The organism is Candidatus Eisenbacteria bacterium, from assembly GCA_030017955.1.
Lineage (GTDB): Bacteria > Eisenbacteria > RBG-16-71-46 > JASEGR01 > JASEGR01 > JASEGR01.
Genome location: JASEGR010000005.1, coordinates 23568 through 48164 on the forward strand (window position 1 = coordinate 23568; position 24597 = coordinate 48164).

At 54.1% G+C, this 24597-nt stretch carries 15 protein-coding genes; 11 read left to right on the plus strand and 4 right to left on the minus strand.

Features of this window, described 5'->3' with window-relative positions:
- Positions 1–4 precede the first annotated feature (4 nt).
- Positions 5–1180 (plus strand): class I SAM-dependent rRNA methyltransferase, encoded by a 1176-nt coding sequence (locus QME66_01430; GenBank protein MDI6807627.1) that lies wholly within the window; start codon positions 5–7, stop codon positions 1178–1180.
- Positions 1181–1423: 243 nt separating this feature from the next.
- The gene (locus tag QME66_01435) at positions 1424–1756 is read left to right on the plus strand and encodes a DUF1844 domain-containing protein (GenBank protein ID MDI6807628.1); all 333 of its coding nucleotides are present in this window, start codon (positions 1424–1426) and stop codon (positions 1754–1756) included.
- A gap of 282 nt (positions 1757–2038) precedes the next feature.
- On the opposite strand, the gene mazG is transcribed toward QME66_01435, so the two are convergent.
- Positions 2039–2842: a nucleoside triphosphate pyrophosphohydrolase gene (mazG, locus tag QME66_01440; GenBank protein ID MDI6807629.1), complete on the minus strand. Its 804-nt coding sequence runs from the start codon at positions 2840–2842 to the stop codon at positions 2039–2041.
- A gap of 243 nt (positions 2843–3085) precedes the next feature.
- Here mazG and alr point away from each other — a divergent pair, with 243 nt between their 5' ends.
- From alr to QME66_01465, 5 genes are all read left to right on the plus strand, one after another.
- Positions 3086–4285, plus strand: coding sequence for an alanine racemase (gene alr / locus QME66_01445; protein ID MDI6807630.1), 1200 nt, complete (start codon positions 3086–3088; stop codon positions 4283–4285).
- Between the two features lie 47 nt (positions 4286–4332).
- Positions 4333–4761 (plus strand): cytidine deaminase, encoded by a 429-nt coding sequence (cdd, locus tag QME66_01450; protein MDI6807631.1) that lies wholly within the window; start codon positions 4333–4335, stop codon positions 4759–4761.
- Between the two features lie 188 nt (positions 4762–4949).
- Positions 4950–5633, plus strand: coding sequence for a deoxyribose-phosphate aldolase (gene deoC, locus QME66_01455; GenBank protein MDI6807632.1), 684 nt, complete (start codon positions 4950–4952; stop codon positions 5631–5633).
- A 6-nt stretch (positions 5634–5639) separates the two neighbouring features.
- Entirely contained in the window at positions 5640–6992 is a 1353-nt protein-coding gene (locus tag QME66_01460; GenBank protein MDI6807633.1) for a thymidine phosphorylase, read from the plus strand.
- Positions 6962–7201: a DUF3343 domain-containing protein gene (locus QME66_01465; GenBank protein ID MDI6807634.1), complete on the plus strand. Its 240-nt coding sequence runs from the start codon at positions 6962–6964 to the stop codon at positions 7199–7201. The genes QME66_01460 and QME66_01465 overlap by 31 nt, the downstream gene beginning before the upstream one ends.
- A 106-nt stretch (positions 7202–7307) precedes the next feature.
- On the opposite strand, the gene QME66_01470 is transcribed toward QME66_01465, so the two are convergent.
- The 3 genes from QME66_01470 to QME66_01480 all read right to left on the minus strand — a co-directional run bounded on the left by QME66_01470 (position 7308) and on the right by QME66_01480 (position 17677).
- Entirely contained in the window at positions 7308–9341 is a 2034-nt protein-coding gene (locus tag QME66_01470) for a PBP1A family penicillin-binding protein (GenBank protein ID MDI6807635.1), read from the minus strand.
- A 132-nt stretch (positions 9342–9473) separates the two neighbouring features.
- The gene (locus QME66_01475) at positions 9474–16904 is read right to left on the minus strand and encodes a S8 family serine peptidase (GenBank protein MDI6807636.1); all 7431 of its coding nucleotides are present in this window, start codon (positions 16902–16904) and stop codon (positions 9474–9476) included.
- 32 nt (positions 16905–16936) lie between these two features.
- Entirely contained in the window at positions 16937–17677 is a 741-nt protein-coding gene (locus QME66_01480; GenBank protein ID MDI6807637.1) for a GEVED domain-containing protein, read from the minus strand.
- 1203 nt (positions 17678–18880) lie between these two features.
- On the opposite strand from QME66_01480, the gene QME66_01485 reads away from it, so the two are divergent.
- The 4 genes from QME66_01485 (at position 18881) to QME66_01500 (ending at position 24594) form a co-directional block, all read left to right on the plus strand.
- Positions 18881–21016, plus strand: coding sequence for a TlpA disulfide reductase family protein (locus QME66_01485; protein ID MDI6807638.1), 2136 nt, complete (start codon positions 18881–18883; stop codon positions 21014–21016).
- Positions 21017–21341: 325 nt separating this feature from the next.
- Positions 21342–21923 carry a right-handed parallel beta-helix repeat-containing protein gene (locus QME66_01490; protein MDI6807639.1) on the plus strand — a complete coding sequence of 194 codons (582 nt, stop codon included), beginning with the start codon at positions 21342–21344 and terminating at the stop codon, positions 21921–21923.
- Between the two features lie 573 nt (positions 21924–22496).
- The gene (tyrS, locus tag QME66_01495) at positions 22497–23714 is read left to right on the plus strand and encodes a tyrosine--tRNA ligase (GenBank protein MDI6807640.1); all 1218 of its coding nucleotides are present in this window, start codon (positions 22497–22499) and stop codon (positions 23712–23714) included.
- Between the two features lie 28 nt (positions 23715–23742).
- A complete protein-coding gene (locus tag QME66_01500; GenBank protein ID MDI6807641.1) occupies positions 23743–24594 on the plus strand; it encodes an FAD binding domain-containing protein in 852 nt (283 codons plus the stop codon).
- Positions 24595–24597 lie beyond the last annotated feature (3 nt).

The following is a 24597-nucleotide window of genomic DNA, read 5'->3' on the forward strand; positions in this document are numbered from 1 at the left end:
CCCAATGCCACGCGTAATACTCAAGAAAAATGAGGAAAGGCGCCTCAAGACCGGCCATCTTTGGGTCTTCAGCAACGAAATCTCTTCGATTGATTCAGACGCCAAGGATGGCGAGCCCGTCGATGTCGTGACCGGAAGGGGAAACTTCGTGGGAAGGGGATTCCTCAACCGGCATTCTCTAATCAGCGTGAGGTTGCTCTCCAGGAAGGCTGAGCAGATAGACAGGAAATTTTTTCGCTCGCGAATCCTGAGGTCACTCGACCATAGAAAGAATATGTTCCCGGGTTCCAATGTTTACAGGTGCGTCTATAGCGAAGGGGATTTCCTTCCGGGCCTTGTTGTTGACAGATACGGCGACTATCTCGCCGTACAGTTTCTCACCAAAGGGATGGACAATCTCAGGGAAGAGATCACCGGGATTCTGATCGAGCTCCTTTCTCCCAAAGGGATAGTCATGAGGAACGATACGCCGTCGAGGGAGCTTGAAGGCCTCGAGCTGTGGAAAGGTGTCGGCTACGGTGAGGTTCCGGACAGAGTCGAGGTAGATGATGACGGCACCAGGATTCTTGTTGACATGCTCGAAGGACAAAAGACGGGGTTCTATCTGGATCAGCGGGAGAACAGAACGCTGCTTCAGGACAGGGTGACTGGAAAGAGCGTACTCGACTGCTTTTCCTACACCGGAGCATGGAGCCTCAAAGCTCTTTCTTACGGCGCTCAGAGAATTACTCTTGTCGAAAGTTCAAACTCAGCGATGGCTCTGGCACAGGAGAACATGGATCGCAACGGCGCCGGTGAGCGGGTTGAATATTGCAGGGGTGATGCGTTCGATGAGCTGAGACGATTCGAGAGAGAGGGGAGGAGTTTCGACTGCATAGTGCTTGACCCTCCTTCTTTCATCAAGAACAAAAATCTTATCAGGGAGGGTCTATCCGGATATCGCGAAATAAACTTAAGGGCCATGAGGATTCTTGCTCCATCTGGAATCATCGTAACATCATCCTGCTCTCACCACCTCTCAAGAGAGGATTTCGTCCGCACCCTTGTCCTGTCGGCAAGAGACTCCGGCAGGAGTTTCAGGATAGCCAGGATGGGGTCACAATCAAGAGACCACCCGGTGCTTCTCTCCATGAAGGAGACAGAATACCTGAAGTGCATCCTTCTTGAGGACGCGGTCTGAACGGCGAATGAGCGTTTCGCTGGCTCCGCTCCGGGATGACCCATCCATGGTTCGCCAGGCGGGGAATCCTTACCCCTCCCAGCCTCTAAAGGGCTGGGTATCCCCACCTTGCTCGCCAAGATGGGTTCCCCATCCCTCCCGCGAAAGCCAGCTCACGCTCATCGCCTTCAGAAACGGTCGTCACGAAATGGAAATCGCGGCTCCTGTTGACTTGGGAATTCCAGGTGGAATATTCTCCATATCATGAGTAACGACGCGAATCAGCACGAGAACCTTTTCCTTCAGCTTATCTTCACCTTCGAGGCGACGGCGATGCAGCATATGGGGAAGCTTATCAGTCCGCTTACGAACAAGGCTGAGAGAAATCTTGAGCAGGCAAGGTTCTCCATTGATCTGCTCGGCATGCTTGAAGAAAAAACCAGGGGGAATCTTACCGAACAGGAATCCCGGGCGCTGACGAACGTCCTGTACACATTGAGGATCAACTTCCTTGACGAGCTGGCCAAGGAAAAGTCCGGAGCCGAAGGGACGTCCCAGGAAGAAAGCTCAAAAGGAGAGTCCGGCTCAGAAGGCTGAGCCGCCACGTCGCCAACCGCTCAAGTTCGTCCGCAGGCAAGCTCCAGGAGATGTCCTTTCCCTCCTGCCGAAAATGTCGATCCTTCTTGAACTCGCTCACTCGAATTTGTGAACTCGGCCTACGGCCTCAGACAGCACAAATTCGTCCCCTTCGGGGTCGCTCACTCGTCCAAGAAGGGAGTCCAGAGATTTTCAGAAAGTCGGTTCGAGGACATCTCCAGGCCCGCCCCACGTGTTGCACGGTACTCGTCACCGATTCCACTCGGGCCCATGCGCCAGCGCTCAATCGTCGCATCTTCTACTTTTCTTCCGCTTGGACTCTTCCCAGAAGGCCTCCATCTCGGGAAGAGTCGCTTTGCCTAATCCCTTTCCTCGTTTCTTCAAAGCGTGCTCAATGTACGCAAATCTCCGGACGAATTTCCTTGTTGCTCCTCGAAGTGACCTTTCAGGATCGACCTTCTTGAATCGCGCCAGGTTGACTACCGAGAAAAGGAGATCGCCGAGCTCAATCGAGAGCTCCTTCTTTCCATCTTTCTCAAGAGTCTCCTTCACTTCGCGGAGTTCTTCCCTTATTTTCTTGACTATCTGACCTGCATCTGTCCAATCAAAGCCGACAGCGGATGCTTTTTCCTGTATTCTATATGCCTGAATAAGTGATGGCAGCCTTTCCTTCCTCATCATAGCTTCCGAGATCATGCCCGAGTCTTTTTCTCTCCCCTTTATGACCTCCCACTGTTTGAGCACGCCGCCCACCCCCATTTTTCTTTTGGATCTGAAGACATGCGGGTGTCTCCTTTTTAGCTTCTCCACGTTTAGGGCGACAACGTCGTCAAGGGTGAAGAGGCGTTCAGTTGCGGCGATTTCTGAGACAAAAACGGCGAGAAAAAGGAGATCCCCGAGCTCTTCCAGGATAGTTTCTTTCCTGCCTTCTTCTATGGCGTCTATGAGCTCATAGACCTCTTCGATCAGATACGGGGTTATTGACTTGAGGGATTGCTGCCTGTCCCAGACACATCCTCTCTTGCTTCTCAGGACTCTGCAGAGCTTGAGGACTTCGTCTATCCCGTGCGATTTCTTCTTTTTCAAGTTTGGGTGCGGTCCGTTTTGTGTGAATTGTGGTCAATGACGTATAACCGGATATCTAGCGCCGGCGTTTTGCGGCATCAACAAAAAACACAACCTCTCTTTTGGAAGGTATGCTATCATGGTTAGAATCGGTCTTCAAGGAAGGAAATCGGGGGCAAGTCCAGACTGCACAAGGAGAAAGCAGCACGCTGTCAATTCTATGCATTTCATCGTGCTCCCCCGGCACTTCGGCAGGAGAGTGGAATGGAGTTTCCGACCTGGGTCGAAATAGACCTTGACGCGGTAGAAGCGAATATCAGGGCGACCAAAGAGTGGATCGGCGCCGGGAAGAAAATCCTTTTCGTTGTGAAAGCCGATGCATACGGGCATGGGGCGCTCGAGCTCTCCAGAGTTGCGTCAAAATACGGGGTTGCCATGCTCGGCGTGGCAACTCTTCATGAAGGTGTTGAGCTAAGAGAAGGCGGAATCTCTGTCCCGATACTGCTGCTGAGCCCTTCGCTTCCTTCCGAAATCGATCAGCTGGTTCACTACAGGCTGAGGCCGTCGATTTCAACATTTGAATTCGCAGAGAAACTGTCGCGAACCGCCAAGGAGAGCGGTAAAACCGTTCCTGTCCACATTGAAGTTGATACCGGAATGGGCAGAAGCGGAGTCGATTTCGACTGCGCCGATGATTTCATCAGAAAGGTGGCTCAGCTTCCATCGATAGCAGTGGAGGGGGTCTTCACTCATTTCCCGGATGTGACTCCCGGCAGCATGCCGCAATCAGGCGTTCAGCTCAAGGAATTCGTTGCTCTCACCGATTCGTTGGAGAGGGCCGGGATCAAGATCCCGTGCAGACATGCCGCGAACTCAGCCGGGATCCTCGGCCTTACCGATTCGCACCTGGACATGATAAGGCCGGGACTCATGATATACGGAAGATACCCCTGGCCGGAGCTTTCCAAGCAGGTGAAGCTTCAGCCGGTCATGAGCTTCAGGACAAGAACTGTCCAGCTTAGGAGACTACCTGCCGGCAGGTCGGTGAGCTATGGAAGGGCCTTCGTTACTAAGCGGGAAACGGTTGTCGCGGTCGTCGCTGCGGGATATGGCCACGGCTACAGTTGGCTTCTCTCGGGAAGAGGAAATGTCCTCGTGAGGGGGATGCGAGCACCCGTGATAGGAAATGTGACCATGGACCTCACGATGGTTGACGTCACGGGTGTGCCGAATGCGTCGGAAGGGGATGAGGTAGTTCTTTTCGGCAGGCAGGGAAAAGAGGAAATAACGATTGAGGAGGTCGCGGCCTGGTCGGATTCAATAGTGTACGAGATAATGTGCAGTATCGGGAAACGAGTCGTGAGAGTGTTCCTGAGGGATCGTGTTCCGAAGAAGGTTCTCACGCTTGTGGGTGAGAGAAGTGGAGTAAAGTCTCTTACACAGAAGCGGAAAGCAGACTCCTGAATCCTACCGAAAGGGAGGAGATAGCTTTCCCTAAGGGAGGTTGTTGAATGAGAGATGCGGACCTCGTAAAACTTGCTAAGAAGGCCATGGCCAACTCATATTCGCCTTATTCCAGATTCAGAGTTGGGGCAGCCCTGCTTACAAAGAGCGGCAAAGTCTACACAGGGTGCAATGTTGAAAATGCATCGCTGGGGCTGAGTATCTGCGCAGAGAGGACTGCAATTTTCTCGGCCGTTTCAGATGGTGAAAGGGATTTCCGTTCGCTGGCGATAGTGAATTCAACTGACCAGGCCGTGTTTCCTTGCGGAGCCTGCAGGCAGGTGATGCGGGAGTTCTCCGGCGACCTCAAGGTCATCATCGGGGCCTCACGGGGAAAGGCAAGAACATTCAAGATAAGCGGTCTTCTCCCATTTGCCTTTGAAAGCGGGAAGCTTCCAATCGGCAGAATGAGAGGAAGGAGAAAGAGTTCGAGATGAGCGACCAGAGAGAAGAGCTCATAGAAAAGATTACCAAAGCGGTGCTTGCCAGGCTTGAGAGAATGCCGGTTGTTCCTGCCGGTGAACAGGCATGTGAAACGTGCGTCGGCTGCGGCGAATGCGTCCAGAAGAGACCGTCCACGGTGAAAAGACTCGTGGAGAACGGGGCCGCCCGGTTGAGCTCGACAATGGGGATAAGGCCCTCCGACGAGACAATAGCCGCTTTCATAGACCACACCCTGCTTAAGCCAGATGCAAAGGCAGAGGACATAAAGAGGCTTGCCTCAGAGGCCATGGAATTCGGTTTTGCAACAGTCTGCATAAACCCCTGCTATGTGAAGCTTGCATCCGACATTCTCAAGCTCTCTGATGTGAAGGTGTGCACAGTCGTGGGATTTCCCCTCGGAGCCAACACCCCCGAAGTAAAAGTGTATGAAACGAAAAGGGCGATAATGGACGGCGCGCGGGAGATCGATATGGTCATAAACGTCGGGGCGCTCAAATCCAAGGACTACAGTCTCGTTGAGAAGGACATACGCGGTGTTGTTGAAGCCTGCGGCAAAAGAGTAGTCTCCAAGGCAATCATCGAGACCTGCTATCTTTCCAGTCAGGAGAAGGTCAAGGCATGCACACTGGTCAAGGCGGCAGGCGCGGATTATGTCAAGACCTCGACCGGCTTCGGGCCCGGAGGGGCAACAGTGGAAGATGTAAGATTGATGAGGGAAGTTGTCGGGGAGGAGATGGGAGTAAAGGCCGCGGGCGGAATAAAGACTCCAGAAGACGCAGCTGCGATGGTAGAAGCAGGCGCCACGAGACTTGGGACAAGCGCAAGCGTGAAGATTCTCAGAGGACCCGAAAGGAAGGTTGCATAGCAAGAAATGTTCACTGCAAAGGAAATAATTACCAAGAAGAGAAGTGGAATAGGACTCTCTGATGAGGAAATCCGCTTCTTCATAAAAGGAGTCACCACGGGCGAGATTCCGGATTATCAAGTTTCTGCGTTTCTCATGGCGACCTATCTTAAGGGCATGAGCTTCGAAGAAACGAAGAGCATGACCCTGGCAATGATGAACTCGGGCAACGTGTTTGACTTGAGCCGCGTGAGCGGAGTGAAGGCCGACAAACACTCGACCGGAGGCGTAGGAGATAAGGTTTCCCTGATACTCGCGCCGCTGCTTGCCTCGTGCGGCATAAAAGTCCCGATGATCTCCGGGAGGGGGCTGGGTCACACCGGCGGAACACTCGACAAGCTCGAATCGATTCCCGGTATGAGAACCCGGCTCACCCGCGACGAATTCATTACCATACTTGAAAAGGTCGGCTGCGTCATGTCAGGGCAGACTGATGAAGTCGTTCCGGCCGACAGGAAGATGTATGCCCTGAGGGACGTGACAGGAACCGTCGAATCTCTTCCACTCATAGTGAGCAGCATTCTCTCGAAGAAACTCGCCGCGGGTCCTGAGGTGATTGTGTTCGATGTGAAATCCGGGAATGGCGCATTCATGAGAAGCGAAAACGACGCAGTGGAACTGGCAAACCTTCTCGTTAAAGTCTCAACCTCCATGAATAGGAAAGCTTGCGCTTACATAACCGATATGAGCCAGCCTCTCGGGAAGCGCATCGGAAACAGTCTCGAGGTGGGCGAGGCGCTCGAAATGCTGCGCGGCGGAGGTCCGCCTGATCTCGTTCAGGTCACTCTTACGCTCTGTGCGGAGATTCTCAAGCTCTCGGGGAAGGAGAGCACTTACGAGGATGCTTCGAGGGTCCTCAGAGCCAATCTCGGGAACGGCTCGGCGTTCGAGAAGTTCAGGGAGTTGGTCAAGCTTCAGGATGGGGATGTACGGGCGATTGACAACCCGTCGCTCCTCCCATCAAGCAAAGTCAAAGAAGAAGTGAGAGCTGAGCAGCCGGGCTATTTGACTGGAATCGATACCAAGTTCCTTGGAGATGCCTGCGCTCTGATCGGAGCAGGAAGAAGAACCGCCGAAGATGAAATTGATCCCGCTGCCGGTATGGTCGTTGAGAAAAGGCTTGGTGACTCCATCAGGAATGGAGATGTTCTCATTACGGTCTTTGCCGAATCCAGGGAGAGAATAGCATCGATTCTTCCTGGGCTTAAGACTGCCTTCAAGATCACGCCCGAGAAAATTCAACCTCCGCCGCTGATACGAAAGGTCGTAAGGGTTGAGGGAGTAGAAGATTGGAAAATGGCTCCCGTTCGTACTTCATAGCGGTATTCCTCACGACTCACGCCACACTGAAAGCGGAAGAAACTCTGAAGAAAGCAAGGATTCCGCTTGAAGTAGTGCCGAAGCCCACAAAAGTCCGCTCAAGATGCGGTCTTGCGCTCCGGATTCCCACTGAATATCTGGACAAAGTCAGGGAAATTTCTTCAAAGGAAGAACTCAAGCTTGTTGAGGTGGTAACCGGCGTAGGGTAATCCTGGCTCTCTTGAGCACCGTGCTCGATCGGGATTGGTCAATGTCTTGCAGTTGACTGTGGCTCTCAATCGCCCGCGCGGATCGCACGAGGCTTTGTTCGCTGACCTACAGAGGGTGTCTCGGGGGAACCGGGTTATGAATAGTGCAGTATTCGGCAGGCTCAGTTCCCTTCTTGAAGATTTCACTTATCTTGCGGGGACATCCCTCACCGGCGAGAAAACCGGAATCTGCGCACAAGACTTTCGAGACCATTTCTTCTGACATGGGGAAACCGGTGGCAGGAGTGTTTCTTGTTGCTTCAATCATGAATCGTGTCCAGATGGGAAGCGCAGCTTCCGCGCCGGTCATGTGAGATCCAAGCGTTATCTTCTTATCGAATCCGACCCATGCTGCCGCAAGAAGCTCAGGCGTATAGCCAATGAACCAGGCATCGGTAAAGTCATCAGTCGTACCTGTCTTTCCTGCCGCCGGATAATAGAATCCCTGCGCCCTGGCCGGGTAGCCGGTCCCATGATCCACGACGCTCTGAAGCATGCTCGTCATTATGCTCGCAGTTTCTTTCGACAGGACTTCTTCCGATCGGGGCCTGTTCTTTTCGAGAACATTTCCCTGTTTGTCCTCAACCCTGAGCACGAAGATGGGCTCAGACCGTATCCCCTGATCTGCCAGTGTTGAGAAGGCCGTGCACAGCTCGAGCATCGTGACTTCCGACGTTCCAAGAGCAAGGCTGAGGTTATCTCCGAGGCTGCTCTGTACCCCCATTCTTCTGGCATAGTCCACGACCGTTGATATGCCGACTTTCCTCAGCAGCTTTATGGCAGGAATGTTTATTGAATGCTGAAGAGCGTACCGGAGACTGACCGGTCCCCTGAAATTCCGCGAGTAGTTGCTGGGCGTCCAGGTCTTGCCTCCAGCCCCCTGGAAACTTACCGGCGAATCCTCTATTACGTCGCTGGGTTTGAATCCATTGTCGAGAGCCGCTGTATATATGAAAGGCTTGAACGCAGAGCCGGGCTGCCTTGCGGCCTGAACCGCCCTGTTCCAGTTGGAATCTTCGAAATCTCTTCCCCCTATAAGGGCAAGGATATGTCCGTTCTTCGGATCCATCGCGACGAGCGAACCCTGTACATACTCCGTCGAAGCATCAAGCCGCTTCCCATTTGCGGCAGCTCTTCTTGAATGTCCGGCTCTCGTCACAGGATATTTGTTCCTGGTCTCAAGTTGGACCAGTCCTTCTTCAAGGGCCTTCTCAGCGTACTCCTGCAGGGTGGCATCCAGACTCGTGTACACCTTGAGGCCGCCTTCATAGACCAGGTTGCTTCCATACCTTTCATCCAGGTACAGTCTCACCATCTCGACAAAGTAAGGGGCGAGTTCGAGGTTGAGCTTGTACTTGCTCACGCCAAGAGGCGCCTTCATTGCCTTCTCGTATTCATCTTTCCCTATCGCGCCGGTACTTAGCATGGCCTTGAGCGCAATTGCCCTCCGCTTCAATGCTATCTCGGGATTTCTCCTCGGAGAATAGTCTCTGGGGTTTCGGGGCAGACCAGCCAGAAGAGCACATTCTGGCAGAGTAAGCCGCGACACATCCTTTTCGAAGAAAACCCTTGATGCAGCATCAACGCCATACGCGCCATCGCCGAAGTAAATCTGGTTACAGTACATCTCCAGAATCTCGTCTTTGGAATACGTGCGTTCGATCCTGAGCGCTATGATTGCCTCCTTGAGCTTTCTCTGAAAAGTCCTCTCGTGAGTCAGGAAGAGGTTCCTTGCCAGCTGCTGTGTAATGGTGCTCGCACCCTGTGCCATCTGACCGGAAACGACATCCGCGAGAAAAGCCCTTCCGACACCGATTATGTCAACGCCCCAATGCTTGTAGAATCGCCTGTCCTCAACGGCAATTATCGCATTCTTGAGATTTGCAGGAACCTTGTCCAACGGAACCATCGACCTGTTTTCCTTAAAGAACTCGTGGACAAGGTGCCCATGAACATCAAAAACCTGGGTCTTGGTGGACGGCTCGATGGACTCCAGCTTCTGGACGGAGGGGAGGCCCTTTTGGAGCCAGTGGGTGAGCGAAAAAGCAAATCCGGCAAAAAGGAATATTCCCGCAACAACGACTGATATGAAAACTCTCACGAAAAGGCTCTCTTTCTCCCGCAGACTCTTTTAATTCGAGTTTACAGTCCGATGCGCCTGCGGTCAAGAAATTCAAATTACGAGGGCTAACCGTTACCGGTCAGCCCTCGTAGCCCTACTGTTTGACTCCGACTACCTCAGAAGCATCATCTTCCGTGTCATGACGTTCGCGCCAGCGCTGAACCTGCAGAAGTAGATTCCTGAGGACACGCTCTGCCCGAACTCATTCCTTCCGTTCCAATCGAACGAATGGAATCCCGGTTCTTTTGTCCCCTGGAAAAGCGTCTTCACCAGCTTGCCGCGGACATCAAAGATCCTGACACTGACCGGCGCTTTGAAGCCGGCAGGTATTGCGATCTGGATCGTTGTGAACGGACTGAACGGGTTCGGATAGTTCTGCAATAGAGCCAGCTTGTCTGGAATAGGAATAGCAGGAGCTCGTGGCGAAGCTGCCTGCTCGCGCTGACTTCCTGCAGCAGTAGCGAGCCAGTTCAATGTCCTGCCAAGAATCGCGGCACGGCGACTTCCTTCTTTGATGTAGTTGAAGTTGAATGCGAAGTACACCGAGACATAGGTTGTTTTCACAAAGCTGGCACCCGCTATTGAATCCGGTCCGGAAGGAGCCATTGGCCAAAGCTTGGAGTCATACTCCTTGCCTTCCTTCTCGTAGAACTCCTTGAGTTCCGGCTCGGTAGCGAACCTGTCAAGCGCTGCACCTAGTCCGCTGTACTTGTAGACAATCTGAGCACCAGGATATGTCGTAGACTTCTTGACCTCATCCGGGTAGCTTCCGGCGATGGTGAATATCTCACCAGCGCCGATCGGATCACCAGGTAGGCCTCTGATCTGCCGCCAACCCGGATCGTCCTTGACATAAACGGTTCCTGTGTGGCTCTCCATCCACGTTCTGGCAGCCGAGTAGTACTGCAGGTCGCGACCCAGCATGAAGATTTGCTTTCTCGCACCGCCCGGCGTGTCAAGAAGGTTCGTAAGCAAGGTCTGCAAAGCAGTGCTGAAGTACGAGCTGTGGTCTATGACCACACCAACGTAGCTTCTCAGGATGGCAATAGTCGGAAGCCCTGAGTCATCCATATCCCACATATCTGCAGTCTTGCCTATTGCCGAGAATGCAACCCTGAACGTGTCCGGAGGAGTGTGTGCGGCTCCGGCGAACATCACAATGTAGTCGCCCGACGGCATGATTCCGAACTCGTAGGCATTAGCCGGGGCGCCCGCCGGATCTTTCGATACATTGGAAGCATTGTCAGAAGCTTCAATGTAAAGCTTAATCCTTGTGCGGGAAGGCTGCCCGGGAATATCGCCTTTATACTGACTCGGAGTTGCGGTCGGGGTCATCGTGACAGGCGTCCAGGTCGCACCAGCATTGGTGCTGTAGTACAGAGTAACTGTACCGACACCTGAGAGAGCATCTACCACGGTTGTGGTGACTGAATAGGGTCCCACAGTGTCAAAAGTGCTGCTAGGCACTTTTGTCGAGGTAATGACAGGCCCCTGGGTGTCCAGGGCACCCTCGATTCTCACGTCATCCACATACCAGCCGGCATACTGAACACTGGCGTCACTCCCGAAGTGGAGCCGAATCATTACATTCTGCCCCTTGTAGGGAGTAAGGTTGAAGCTCGCCTTATGCCAGAAAGCGCTGGTTGTCCCGGTGAAGCACGGCTCATTGGGTATTCCGGCATTCGTCGACTTGGCAGTGCCGTTATAGCCAATATCCGGCGTGAGAGTTGTCCACGTGCTTCCATTGTCAGTGGAGATCTTCACGTTTCCGCCGTCATAATCCTTTTCCATGTAGTACCACTGCCAGAACGAGAGCATGGTATAAGGAAGGCTACTTGGAACCTTTATGACAGGCGAATTCAGCTTGGAATTCGAGCTGACAGAGTAATTCGCGCTGAGCTTGGTTGCCCACACATTGACGCCTGAGTGTGCATCCATCGGACCGGTCGTAGGATCGCCCCACTCCCAGTCTGGCCCGGTTGTCGAAAACCCGCCATTACTCAGTTCGAAGTCCCAGGCATAATAGTCTACGGCCTCAAACGAATGGACGCCCACTATCGGGTCTCTCGCCGTGTTCGGTACTGCGGCAATATCCCTGGCGAGGATGTAGTAATTATATACATCCCCCAAAACAGAAGGCCCTGGAATACTGGCCGCGTACACGTCCCCACCGAGAGATGCCATCGGCAGCGTGGTATTCCCGCCGCCATTCTTGTTGTAGACAACGAACACGTTCGACGGATCAACGCCGACATTATCCGTAATCGTAGCGCTTACCCCGTAAGGTCCATCGAGATCAGCAGTGTTGGAAAGCGGAACATGGACGATAACGGGCGGAGTCATATCTGGCGAGACCAGGAATCTGTGCTGCACAGCAGGCGCTCCACCAGGATGATAGCTCATGTTTCCGTCGAGATTGGCGGCGCTGACGTAATAATACACCGTTGTCCCGTATTCTTGCGGCGGAATGGCCGCCGAGTATTCATTCGGGTTCGCGGTCGGTGTCATTGCCACTATCACTGGGCCCGCGCCGACATCGTAGGTGAGTCTTATGCGGCTCAGGTCCAGAGTCTCAGAATAGATTCGAGCTATCACAGGATATGCGTTGTCCGTGTCTTCTGTGTCGCGCAGTGGAGCGTGCACAATCTCCGGCGCCGAAAGCCAGCCGAGCGCGCGGTGGACGATACCAGCCCTGCGCTCCGGTTCCAGCACATAGCCAAGGTTGAAGGTAAAGTAGACAGAGCGATACTTGTCACAGCTGTACTTCATGGCTGCGGCAGCATCAAGGCTCTTTGGAATGTGCGGCATGACGCCGTCCCATTCCTTGCCTTCTTTCTCATAAGCACCTGCCACTTCGCCCCTTTCCAGAGATGTGCCGGTGCCTGTGAACCGGTAGATAATCTCGCCACCAGGATAGCTTGTTGAGCGCTGAACCTCATCCGGGTAGGAGCCAGATATGACGAATGTCTCGCCGGCCCCGATCGGTTCGCCTGGCTCTCCGCTGATCTGGCGGTAAGCGGGATCATCCTGCACGTAAGCAGCCCTCGTGTACTGCTCAAGCCACGGCCTGGTTGTTGAGGAATATCCGAGGTCACGCCCGAGCAGGAATATCTGCTTCCTGCTTCCGAGCATCCCGGAATTGAGATAGTTGCTGAGATCCGTCATCTGCTGAGTGGAGAGACCACTCGGCTCATCCAGAATGATCGTCTTGTAGAGGCTCAGCTTGTCCAGAGTTAGCCAGCCCTGCGCAACACGATCCCAGTAGTCAGCTGCGTGGCCGTTCGCCTCGAGAGCTTGCCGGTACATATCCAGCGAGGCAACCGAGGTGGAGCCAATCACGACGAGCGTCGGAGCAGACGGCAGAATAGCGAACTCATACGCTGCTCCAGGAGCCCCGGCTGGATCGGTGCTGGCATTCGAGGGAGACGCCGTATCCCGGGCCTTGATGTACATCTTGATCCGGGTGCCGGCCGGCTGACCAGGAATTGCACAAACCCACTGATTTGCCGGACTGCCTGGGCTCATGGCTATCTCGGACCATGAAGCGCCGCCGTTGACACTGTAGAATGTTGAGACAGCGCCGACTGTCGAGAGGAAGTCCCGAACGTACGTACTCACCTGATACGGTCCGACGGTATCAAATGTGCTAGGTGGAACCTGCGTTCCGCTGATAATTGGAGGGACGTCGTCTGTGCTCGTGCTGCGTATCATGACGTCGTCCAGATACCAGCCGGCCTTGTAAACGCTGCCGTCGCTGCCAAAGTGATACCGAACGGTAACTTCCTGCCCGGCGTATGGTGAAAGGTCAAAAAGCTCCTGGTGCCAGAAGTTATTGTTGTATCCAGTGAAACACGGTTCTCCTGGAATTCCCTTGTTTCCGCTGGTGGCTGTCCCGTCGTAGCCGTCAAACGGCGTCAGAACGTTCCAGGTCTCTCCGCCGTCAGTGGAGACCTTGACATTCCCTCCGTCGTAGTTCGTCTCCATGTAGTACCAGTTCCAGAATGTCAGCATGGCGTACGGCTTGCTGGCAGAGAGAGCAATCGGAGGAGCGTCAAGCTTGGCATTGGCATTGTTCGGATAATCGCCGGCCAACACCGTGGCCCAGAGCTTTGCGCCTGAGTGGGCATTGCCGGGACCGCTTGTCGGAGCACCCCACTCCCAAACGCCGCCGGTCGGGACAAATTCGCCGTCATACTCCTCGAAATCCCATGAGAAGTACTCCACTATCTCAAAGTGGTACGAACCTGTCGCAGGCATGCGCGTCACGTTGCCGGAGTAGGAATCATCCATAGCGAGGAGATAGTAGTCATAGTAATCTCCCACCACAGACGGCCCAGGAATCGCACCGTAATAGCGGTTGTCTTCCTGAAGCAGCATCTTTACTCGATGGAACAGACCGCCGTTCCTGGCATACATGAGGTAGACAGCCTCAACACCAATGTTGTCAGTCACAACGGCGCTGATGCCGTAGGGACCAACAAGGTCGTTGGTGTCGTAGCGTCTGCGATGTTCCACTACTGGATCTTCCGCATCCCCAGCAACCATGAACGAGTGCTTGTTCAGCGGTGCTCCCACAGGATGAGTTGAGGCATGACCCTCAACATCACTCGCAGTGATGTAGTAGTTGACCTGGCTGTCCGAAGCCTGCGCTGGAATCAATCCCGCATACTCATTGGGCACCCCAGTTGCAGTCATTGGAACACTCGTCTCGGGTCCGCCAGTGTCATAAATCACAGCGAATGTTGAAGGATCCAGTGGGAAATAATCAGAGGTAATGATTGCTGCAACGCGGTACGGATGCTCGGTGTCCTCTGTGTCTCCCAGAGGAGTGTGAGCAATCTCAGGATAGCCCTGCAGCCAGTCAAGAACGCGATCCATTACCATGCCGCGCGTCGTGGCATTGGCAATTGCTTCGAACCCGAATGCTAAATACACAAGCTTGTAGATGTCGTTGTCGAAAGTCAAACCTGCGGTTCCAGAGCTTATGATGCCGTTGGTCTGAAGCTGTTCTTTGCCGACACCGCTGTAGCCAGCGGCTGCGCTCTTCGGCACCGTTGGATCGTAGACAAAGGCTCTCTGTGCAGGAGCAATCGGGTCAATCTCGGATGGATAGGCCTGGTTATTAGCACCATCTCCACCTTTGATGTTGAATGCGAACCCGATGCCGACCGGATTCTCCGGGCTACCCAACACTCCGCCCAAACCTACGTTGTCCTGCTTATAAGTGGCGTGCAGGTAGTTTGCGTAGAACGGTGAGGTGTTGATATCGTAGCCAATGTCCTGCCCGGAGATGAACAGCCTTCCACCACCATTGAGATAAGCTGCGATCTCTGTTTCGTTCGCCGCCGTAATGGTTGTGGTGTAGTCATCTCCCGTGAGCCAGACCACAGATTCGAACAGATCCATCTCAGCTGCCGTGGGAGTAGTTGTCACCGTTAGGTAAGACCTGCCCGCAGCCGCAACTGCCTGCTCGAAGTACGTGTGGTAGCCTTTCCCGCCATCATCATCAACTATGAGTATTTGTGCGGCATTCATGGTCACATTCAACGTAGTCGTGACATCCTGGAACACCTGCACATTGGTTCTTATGGTGAGAGGATAGGGGAACGGCGGGCTGAACACGAGGTCATACGTGCCAACGCACACGAGAATACTGTACGCGCCAGTTAGCGGGTCTGTGGATGTCCATGCAACGGGATTTCCTGCCAGTTTCACTGTGATATTGGCTGAAATCCCGGCTCCTGTCTCAGCGTCAGTCACAAAACCGGCGATTGTACCGGATGGAAGCTGGCTGAGAACGACATCGAGACCAGTCGTCTGGTCGGCCACGACAGACACTGTGGTCGTGTAGGTTTGGTACCCGAAATGCGAAACCTCAACGGTATGGGTCCCGCCCACGACCGACAGAGAATAATGGCCGAACTCGTCTGAGTACACTCTCTGACCCGTGTCAACTATTAGTACTAATGCATCCTCTACAGGGCCGCCGCCAGAACTCGTGATCGTCCCTGCGAGGGTCCCCATTCCCGCAACCGCGGCAGTCACCGCGCTGAATGTATTGATGCGGCCCCAGCCGTAGTCGTTGTCCATCCCGGAATTGCCCAGGTCAAGCGATGTCTGCGCGAGAATCTGCTTGATCTGATCTACGGTCAGGGATGGGTTAGCCTGACGAATCAGGGCCACTGATCCGGAAACATGTGGCGCCGACATCGATGTTCCACTCCAATCCCAGCCGTCCCCGTGCCACTGCCACGTGCCACCGGGAACTGAGGAATAGATCCGCACACCGGGAGCAGAAATATCAGGCTTCGTCCAAGTTCCCACGTAAGGCGGGTTATTCCAGGTAACGGGTCCCCGGCTCGAGAAGCTCGCAATGACGTTGTTACTGTCAGTTGCACCAACTCCAAAAGCGCTCGGGACGTTACCGGGACTCCCGGTGGTGCTTGACCCCGGGCCGCTGTTGCCAATTGAGAAGCTGGGGAAGACATTCGCGGCAACCATGTTGTCAGTCGGCGCAATCATCTGTGGATACGTTCCTGTCGCACCCAAAGACATGTTGACCACATCAGCTCCGTCATCAGTCAGGGGGTTATCGTCAGGGTCAACAATCCACTCCATCCCGCCCGCAACCTGAGCGAATGATCCGCTTCCTCCAGGCAGCACAAGCCCGTGTATCAGCTTTGCTCCGGGAGCCGCGCCAATGTCATAGCCGCTCGCGTTTCCGCCGAGCATGGTTCCGGTTGTGTGGGTCCCGTGACCATCAGTATCATGCGGAGTAGAGCCCGCGATGATATTGCCGTTAGCATCGAACTCCGCCCAGCCTCCTGGATAGGTAGGATCGCCGGGGTTATTGGTTTTCATCTTCCCTGCAATATCCGGATGTGTGATGTCAACGCCTGTGTCCAGACCACCGCAAACCACACCGGTCCCGGTAAACCCGTAGGTCGTCCAGACCTGCTTTACTCCAATCTTCTTCATGGAGTCCCAAAGCTGTGTCTGGGTCTGCAGCGGACTGAACCAGGGAGTTCCCTTATCGAGACGAGGCATAGGGGGCAGGGTAATAGTGAAGTTTTCAAAAACTTCTTCGACATCTGGTCTTGCCGCGATCGTTTCAATGACATCCTTTGGAGCCGTCACAAGCACAACGTTGTCCAGCCAGAACGGCCGGACCTTCTGCACCTTGCGCTTGACTGAAGGGGCATCGAGGAAGTTGATCAGTTGGCTCTGGGATGCTCTTGAATTGCGGCGAAGCTCTGTGAAGACCTGACGGCGGTTACCGCGAATCCGGTCGAGATTCGGCTTCGTCGCCATCTTCACAATCGCCGTGACCGCTTCATCTGGTCCGGCAGCGGAAAGCTGTTTGGCTAATCCTGGCGCGATCTTGGCCTTGGTGGTGTCAGCAACGGCCTGACGCGCTGAGGGAAGCAGGATTAGCACGACCAGTAGGACCAGCAGAACCGCTGCGTAGCCCGGTAGAATCTTCTTAGGTCTCATGGCAAATCCTTTCTTTATCTCTTCCTGAGGATCAGATAAGTTCCTCACCTCTCGAATCCTCATGGCCTTCCGTAGGCCAGTTACTCAGCGACATTTGGCTTTTCCTTGTTGTTGAAGTACGTCACCACGTAGTCCTCAACCTCACCAAAAAGACATTCTCCATCCGGGCTAGTGTCTGGATCATCGTACGAGAGCGAACAGCGCACCCAAAGTTTCTTTCCAGCTTTGGGAGCACCACTTGTCGAACCGCCGCCTCTCCTATAGAAATCGCTGTCGTCCGGAATCCAGAACCAGCTTAGATAGTCGAATTCCAGGTAGTCCTGGGCAGTGGGGAAATACTGCTGAAGATTGAGGTTTTGCCCCATCATCCTCTCTGGTTTTCCCCACTTCCTGTCCTGATTCCAATCCACCCACAATGAGAGAGTTATGACTTGATTGAACTCATCTGCAAGTCTGCTCGACGCTAGCGGCACACGAACAGTCCACAGGACCAGGGCTTTCTTCTGAGGAACCCAGAGATTACCGTTGATGAATCTGATCCCGTCGCACCGGACACTGGTTGGCCCAAGCTGCTCTATCGCCTTTTCCCAGATGTAAACCGTTGGATAAGGAGCGGGTGCGGGGCCGGGCTCCACTTTCTGAGAGCCGCCAAAGCCAACGCCCTTGGACGCGAGTTCGCCTGTCGCGAGGTACTTGGCCAAGTCTATCTCTGTCTGGACGCCGTCCTGATAGAGACGAATCTTTTGGCCAGCGTAGAGGGTGGAAACACAGAGAATCAGGCACAGGAGAAACGCAAGAAAGAGAAAGCTCTTCTTAGCCATTTCTTCCTCCTGTTCTTTCGACGGCCCAGAAGACCAGGCACTAGTTCGGGGATCAGATGCTGACCTGCTATGATAGGCCAGTCACTCGGAAGCCCATGCACGGCCTGGAACGCTGGGTGCTTTCATGGAACCCTGGGGATGCCCCACAGGATACCAGGTTGACTCTGCCTGCATGCATTCGATGATGCAAACTACGACCCGCGTTCACCTCCCTTCGTTCCGGTTTTGACGGTTTTCGTTGCTGTTGGGCAGGGAACGGACCTCTGGCGCAAGAGTCTCACCTTGCCTGACTGCACCGAAGAACCACAATTGGCTAGGGATCTCAGACAACAACGGCTATCGGTGACGATTGTATTTGCAGGACCGGGACATCGACTTGAGACGGATAGATAGAGGAACAGGTATGGCGAAACATTGGCTGGGAATGCAGGCGGACTGATCCTGTCGAGCGATGAGAAGGAGCTGGACTCACAGGGCCGAGCTCCAGCAGGCACGGGATAGGGGGACATCTCGCCGATGCTCACCTTAGGTTGCCCTCAATCCAACGGGTGGACAGTGAACCGAATCTAGTGTCGTGTCCCGGAAGTTCCTTGTCTATGTCTTTGCCCCCGCGACACGACACTTTCATAGGGGCTTGTTACCCCTCTGACGCTTCAGGATGCTCCTACTCGTCGCATCCCTACGCTGTCACCCCTGAGGGGGTCGGCCACGACCCCCTCATACCCCCTGGCAGTATGCCTTATGAAACACCCTGCATTTCGTAAAGCTATTTCTGGGACGGCACACTAGCCCAGGAGAAATGGCTCAGCGAAGAGATTGTGTCGGTCGAGGAGGTGATTACGCCATTTTCCGCTTGGGCTTCATCACGTGGGTTCAATCCAGACGGAATTCCACAGGCGTTCCACGGTAGATATTACCTCGTTTTTCTAGCATAAGATTCAGCCAAAGTCAAGCGATTTGTGCAGGTGGCCACTGCTGAAGAAGTGAGAAGAGGGACGGTTTGATCACGCCCCTCGTCCCAATCAGATCAGCACTACCGCTCAAAAGCAGGGCCGTCGCGGAGATCTCCGCATACCGGCTGTCCAAAGTCCCGGGCGTTGTCTCTTTGTTCTTGCCCAAGACTCCGCCAACGAATACTATCGTAATTCGCACATGTTTCTACGCGAACATTCGAGATACTGCCAGCGCCTTGATTGGCGGGCGATGCACTACAAAGTGATGCTCGTGGGGTTTGTCCTCGTCGCCATGTTTTCGCCGTCCCTGTCATCGGCCGCCGGGCTAAATCCCGGACAGATTGCACCTGAATTCAACCTCCCAACATTCGGCGGCAAGGAGCTTATCTCATCCTCCACGTTTCTCCTGAACCAACCCTTCACCATGCTCGTGTTCTGGAACAGCGAATGCGAGGAATGCCTGAAGGCTCTGAAGAAATGTGACTCTCTCGCGGACAGTGCCGGCAGCATGGGCGTTCAACTCCTTGGAGTGAACCACGACACTGATAGGATCAACAGTGCGAGGGATTTCCTGCGGAGGAACGAAATCAGTTTCGTTCAGGTCTCGGACATTGACAAGCAAGTGGCATCCAGCTTTGGCGCTGAGCCATTCAGTTTCAGCCTTGTTCTTCTGGATTCGACCGGCTTGGCGCTGGGTGTTTTCTATGACCGGCCGCCGGATCTGGAAGAGACCTTCTGGGGGATGGTTGCAGCCGCACGGAAGCAGGGAAAAGGCCGGCTGGGGCCAACCCGTGAAACTGGACTTCCGGAGATTGCAAAGGCGGGGGCTTCGAAAGAGCGTGAGACTCCGGTTCCCCCCACAGGAATGGTGACGCCTCGGGAATCTGGCGCCGGGCGCGAGGAGCCGGATGCATTCGCGACCTCGGCAATCACGCCGGGAGAGATGTCCGGGATTTCGATGTCTGGACGCTTGATGGAACGGCTTATGGAAGTTCAAGTCTTGCAGCGGCCTCTCCACGTTGCAGCCCCAACCGGGCCTTACGGAGAAGCGCTGGAAAAAGGGAGATACCTGACCCACCGGTTTGAATTGGAGTTTAGAGCCAGAATAGCAGGCTCGCTCAGGGCCGCAGCGCTTCTCAGACTGAGCAATGAAGACGAACACATGCTGCAGCTCGGACCGCAGTACTTCGCAAGCACGCTGGGCAGTGTGTATGTCCAGTATAGTTCGAGGCAATTCCAGGCGAGACTAGGCTATTTCGATGCGTACTTCACCCCGCTCAGCCTGATGAGATGGGATTCCTCAGACAATCCTAAATCGGGCGGGAGCACGGGTTCATGCGCATGCGCGGGGGCAGCCGGAGCGCTTCTCTCTGGGACTCTGGAAGAACTTGGTCCCACGCTCACGTTTGAAGGACTAGATGTCTCCTGGCCCTTCGCGCCTTATGCCAACGTACGAGCCTTCTACGCTGTGCCAAGAAATGCTTACGAGGTTTCCACCACCGATTACTACTTGGGCAGGGAGACTCTGGAAGATTTCAGGTACAGACGAGACCTCTACGGAGTGAGAGGGGGCTTCGGTCCTGGACATTTCTTAGGCCGTCTCTCGCCTGCGCTCTCTCTGCATTCTGTGATAGCGAGAGACGATGGAGAGTCAGCAACACTGCCGGCGCCGGGATTAGAGCCGCTTGTGCCCGCGGTCCAAAACCAGGTGTATGGCGGAACGGTCACTTTTCCTCTACACAGGAGACTCACAATCCAGGCGGAGTTCGACCGCAGCAGAACAGACCACGATGTGCGAGAATCCTCAGACATTGTCACTTGGGGCAGCGGGTTCCTGGCAAGCATCGGAACGGAGCTCGCCGAGTGGCTCAGATCATCTCTCGCATATTTCCAGGCGTCGGAAAATTTCTCTTCGGCATACAGCGCCCTTTCTTATGAACCCAATAGAAAGGGACCAAGGGGTAGTGTGAGTTTCATGAAGGAATGGCTCAACGTTGAGTTGTTCGCGAAGCATCTGATGCCAGTTGAGGAGGAATCACAGATAATCCCGGGGGGCACCGCGCACCGTGTGCTCCAGAACGAACTTATCCTGGGGGTTTGGGCATCGAGGAGTCTGCCGCGTTCCCTCGACGTCGGTAGTGGATGGGTTCTCGAAAGAGAAGCTCACGATTCCCGGCCTGTGGCTGCCACTCAGCCGTCCTACGTCCGATTGGGAAGCGGGCTCAGGGTTCAGAGCAACGTACTGACCGTTCGGATTACCCGCGACTTCGGACGACAGAATCGGGTGGAACTTCTTCACCAGCACATCAAACACAGTGACGGGGTGGATGGCAGAAACGATTACTCCGCGCACAGAACCAGTCTGCAGTTCTCGCTTCGGTTCTAGGGGTGCCCCGGTCTCCCTCGATGCATTTCCACGGGATAGTGTGTCTGTTCAGCGTTTGTTCCGAACCTGGTGAGCGCTTGTTGCGGCTCCGTTTGCACCCGCTCAATCCGCCCCAAAACTCCGATGGTTTCGCAGATGGCACTCCACGGCGAAAATAGACTCGATAGACACTCAATGAGGCTGTCCCAAGTCAGCGAGAACCGTTGACGCCATCGTCGAAAGATTCGGATTGCACCCACGCAGTGACTGCGATACGATCTATACTGCATAGAGTTCATGCGCTGTTGCGCATTGTCATGCTGGGTTAGTGTATGGAGCAACCGAAGTGAGAACTCGCTGCCACTGCGGATTATCTTCTCCTCCTTCGATCTCTCTCGTCTTCGTCCTGCTTGTCTTCACGCCGGTGGTGACCGGTGGCGCAACGCTTCAGTCCGTTTATGAATCCGCGCCAAGACAGTTGGGATACGACAGGTATCTCGACCTGCGATCCGGAACCACATACACAGGAGGCATCGCCATACCTGACGGCGGCAGCGTTTGCATAAAGGGCAACGGTGCGATAATCGACCTCGAGGGCTCGATAATTGCGGTCACAGGTAGGGGAGCCCTGCTTGATATCGATCACTGCGTGATTCTGAATGGTGGAGATCCCGACCTCGGAACCGGTCAGGGTGCCCTTAATCTCACTGGGTGCCGGGGCAACGTGATAAACAATACGATTTGCGGGAATACCGTGGGTGTCAGGGTTTACGCGGCGAAGCCAAACGCGGTAAGGATCAAGAACAACATCATCGTGAATAACTCGTCAGTCGGCGTTCTCTGGCAAATCGGGTGCGATCCAGAAATCACCTACAACGATTGTTGGGGTAACGGCGGCTACGGCAACTACGCCATGGACTGTGGGTGAGCGGGCGGTGGGATCAAGGCTTGGTCCCCACTACCAGGAACAGGCGAGATTAGCGCCGCCCCGCTTTTCGTTAATGAGAGTGCGCGCAACTTTCTTCTGAGCACAGGTAGCCCCTGCATTGGCAAAGGAGACCCCCCCGGAACGGACATGGGCGCGCTCGGTCCCGAGGTTGCCGTGGAGCCCTGCACCTGGGGCAGAATAAAGGCGATGTTCGCTCGATAACTTTCTGCAACCGGGGCAAGCGCCTGACCCGGGCGAGGCCCATGGATACAATGTTCACCCAGGACCGTCTCCGGCAACCATAGGTCAATACTCAGTTGCCAGCCGCCTGCGAGACGAATTGAAGCCTGCCTCAGGCATATCGAAGACCAGAAGTAATCCCCGCCGCCTACCCCCGGACAATGGCAGCCAGCGTGGCGGGTCGGTTATCACCACTGTGTGACAGTCAGTCTTCGAGAATCAGGTCTCTTCCACCGCGGGACCATTCAGTCAACCCGACACCAAACGAAACAAATATTGTGGCAGACCGTCCCGGTGCAGGGTATAATCGCGGCACAAAAGGAGCGTCTAAACATGAAGAAAGCCTTGGAAGAGCAGCTTCTGGTCATAAAACGGAATGCCGAAGAGATAATCCCTGAGGATGAACTGGTCAGGAAGCTTGAGAGGTCGTTGAAGGAGAAGAAGCCTCTGCGGGTGAAGCAGGGGTTTGATCCGACCGCCCCGGACATTCATCTCGGCCACACGATCGGCTTGAGAAAACTGAGGCAATTTCAGGAACTCGGCCACACTGCCATTCTTATTGTCGGCGACTACACCGGCATGGTAGGTGATCCGAGCGGAAGGTCTGAAACGAGACCTCAGCTTTCGCATGATGAGGTAATGAAGAATTCAGAAACCTACCTTAAGCAGTTCTTCAAAATCGTTGATAAGTCGAAGACCGAAGTGCATTACAACGGAGAGTGGTTTTCGAAGATGAATTTCACGGAGATAATGAAGCTTGCCTCTCTTACGACTGTCGCAAGGATGCTGGAGAGGGACGATTTCTCAGAGAGAATGAAGAACAGACTTCCGATAGGCATTCATGAGCTCTTCTATCCGATCATGCAGGGATACGATTCAGTGGCAATTCAGGCCGACATAGAAATCGGCGCCACGGAGCAGAAATTCAATCTTCTTGTTGCGCGCCAGATTCAAGAAGCTTTCAAGATGGACCCCCAGGTTGTTCTGACCCTGCCTGTGCTTGAAGGCACTGACGGGGCTCAGAGGATGAGCAAGTCAACCGGAAACTACATAGGAATCGACGAGACTCCGAAAGAGATATTCGGAAAAACGATGTCAATCCCCGACAGTCTCATAATGAGGTATTTCGAGCTTGCATCAGACCTGAGCATGAAAGAGATAGAGGCGATCCGGAAGAATCTTGCAAACCCGGCGAAGAATCCGATGGAAGAAAAGAAACGTCTGGCGTGGGAGCTGGTGCGCATCTATCACGACCGGGAAGCAGCGGACAGAGCGAGGGATGATTTCATAAAGCAATTTACAAAGAGAGAATTGCCCGAAGAAATGCCAACCTTGTCCATTGCGGCAGAAAGCGGCGAACTGGGCATCAAGGATCTTCTGAGAGAGACGGGCATGGCGTCCTCCGGAAGCGAAGCATGGCGGCTTGTTGATCAGGGAGCGGTTGAGATAGACGGGAGAAGGGTAGTAGAGCGCAACCACAAGCAGTCTTTGAAGAATAGCTTCGTGTTGAAGGTGGGAAGAAAATACGTAAGAGTCGTCCCCATACGTTGAAGCGAGACTTGAAGAGGAGCCCGTTCTTGTGATTGAACATTTTTTTATTCCTGAGACACTGGCAGAGGCGCTCCGCTTGAAGAATGAACACAAGAATTCTCGTTTTCTGGCGGGAGGCACAGAAATCTTCACAAGAAAAACCGCAGACAAGATGAACTGCATCAGCCTTCAGAAAATCAACAGCTTGAAATCAATATCGCTGAATGACAGACGACTCTCTCTCGGGGCGATGATTACTTTGCAGGAGTTGATCGAGGCCGCAGAGTTGCCCAAACCTCTTGAGCAGCCGCTGAAGTCAGCGGCGCAACAGGTGAGAAACCGTAATATCAGGAATATCGCCACTGTCGGGGGAAATATCGTTGCTAACAAATCCTGCTCCGATCTGATCCCTCTTTTCCTGGTGATGCAGGCCAGTCTGCAGTATCAGGAGGCGACTCTCCATACGCAGACTCTTTCGCTGGCGGAGTATATCGCCCGGCCGAAAGAATCGAAGGCCGGCCTTATTGGCGGAATCCTCCTTCCAATTCCGGTAGACAACGAGAAGTTTTTTCTGAAACGGTTCTCCCGGACCCGTAGTGACCTGGGGATCATCAATATTGCCGTCAGTGTCACCCTGAATCCCGGAAGAATCATTCATTGCCGGATGGCGATTGGTGGAATTGATGAGCACGTGGTTCAGCCGCAGGCTGTCAGCCGATTCTTCCAAACCCTTTCCCCAAAACTTGAGCTTCCCGTATTCAAAAACGATCTCCGAAAATTGCTGGAAACCGAAATTCGCCCGATTACCGACGTCAGAGGATCTACAGAGTGGAAAAGAGAGGTAGTCTTCGGCTTGCTGTGCGAAATCGCGGACCAAATTTGCAGCGACTGGAGAAAGTAGTCA

Bases quoted from the DNA above. Each gene is read 5' to 3' on its own strand.
- QME66_01460 (MDI6807633.1), top strand. From the start codon at position 5,640: ATGTTCACTGCAAAGGAAATAATTACCAAGAAGAGAAGTGGAATAGGA.
- QME66_01480 (MDI6807637.1), bottom strand. From the start codon at position 17,677: ATGGCTAAGAAGAGCTTTCTCTTTCTTGCGTTTCTCCTGTGCCTGATT.
- QME66_01485 (MDI6807638.1), top strand. From the start codon at position 18,881: ATGCACTACAAAGTGATGCTCGTGGGGTTTGTCCTCGTCGCCATGTTT.
- cdd (MDI6807631.1), top strand. From the start codon at position 4,333: ATGAGAGATGCGGACCTCGTAAAACTTGCTAAGAAGGCCATGGCCAAC.
- QME66_01430 (MDI6807627.1), top strand. From the start codon at position 5: ATGCCACGCGTAATACTCAAGAAAAATGAGGAAAGGCGCCTCAAGACC.
- alr (MDI6807630.1), top strand. From the start codon at position 3,086: ATGGAGTTTCCGACCTGGGTCGAAATAGACCTTGACGCGGTAGAAGCG.
- tyrS (MDI6807640.1), top strand. From the start codon at position 22,497: ATGAAGAAAGCCTTGGAAGAGCAGCTTCTGGTCATAAAACGGAATGCC.
- deoC (MDI6807632.1), top strand. From the start codon at position 4,950: ATGGGGATAAGGCCCTCCGACGAGACAATAGCCGCTTTCATAGACCAC.
- QME66_01435 (MDI6807628.1), top strand. From the start codon at position 1,424: ATGAGTAACGACGCGAATCAGCACGAGAACCTTTTCCTTCAGCTTATC.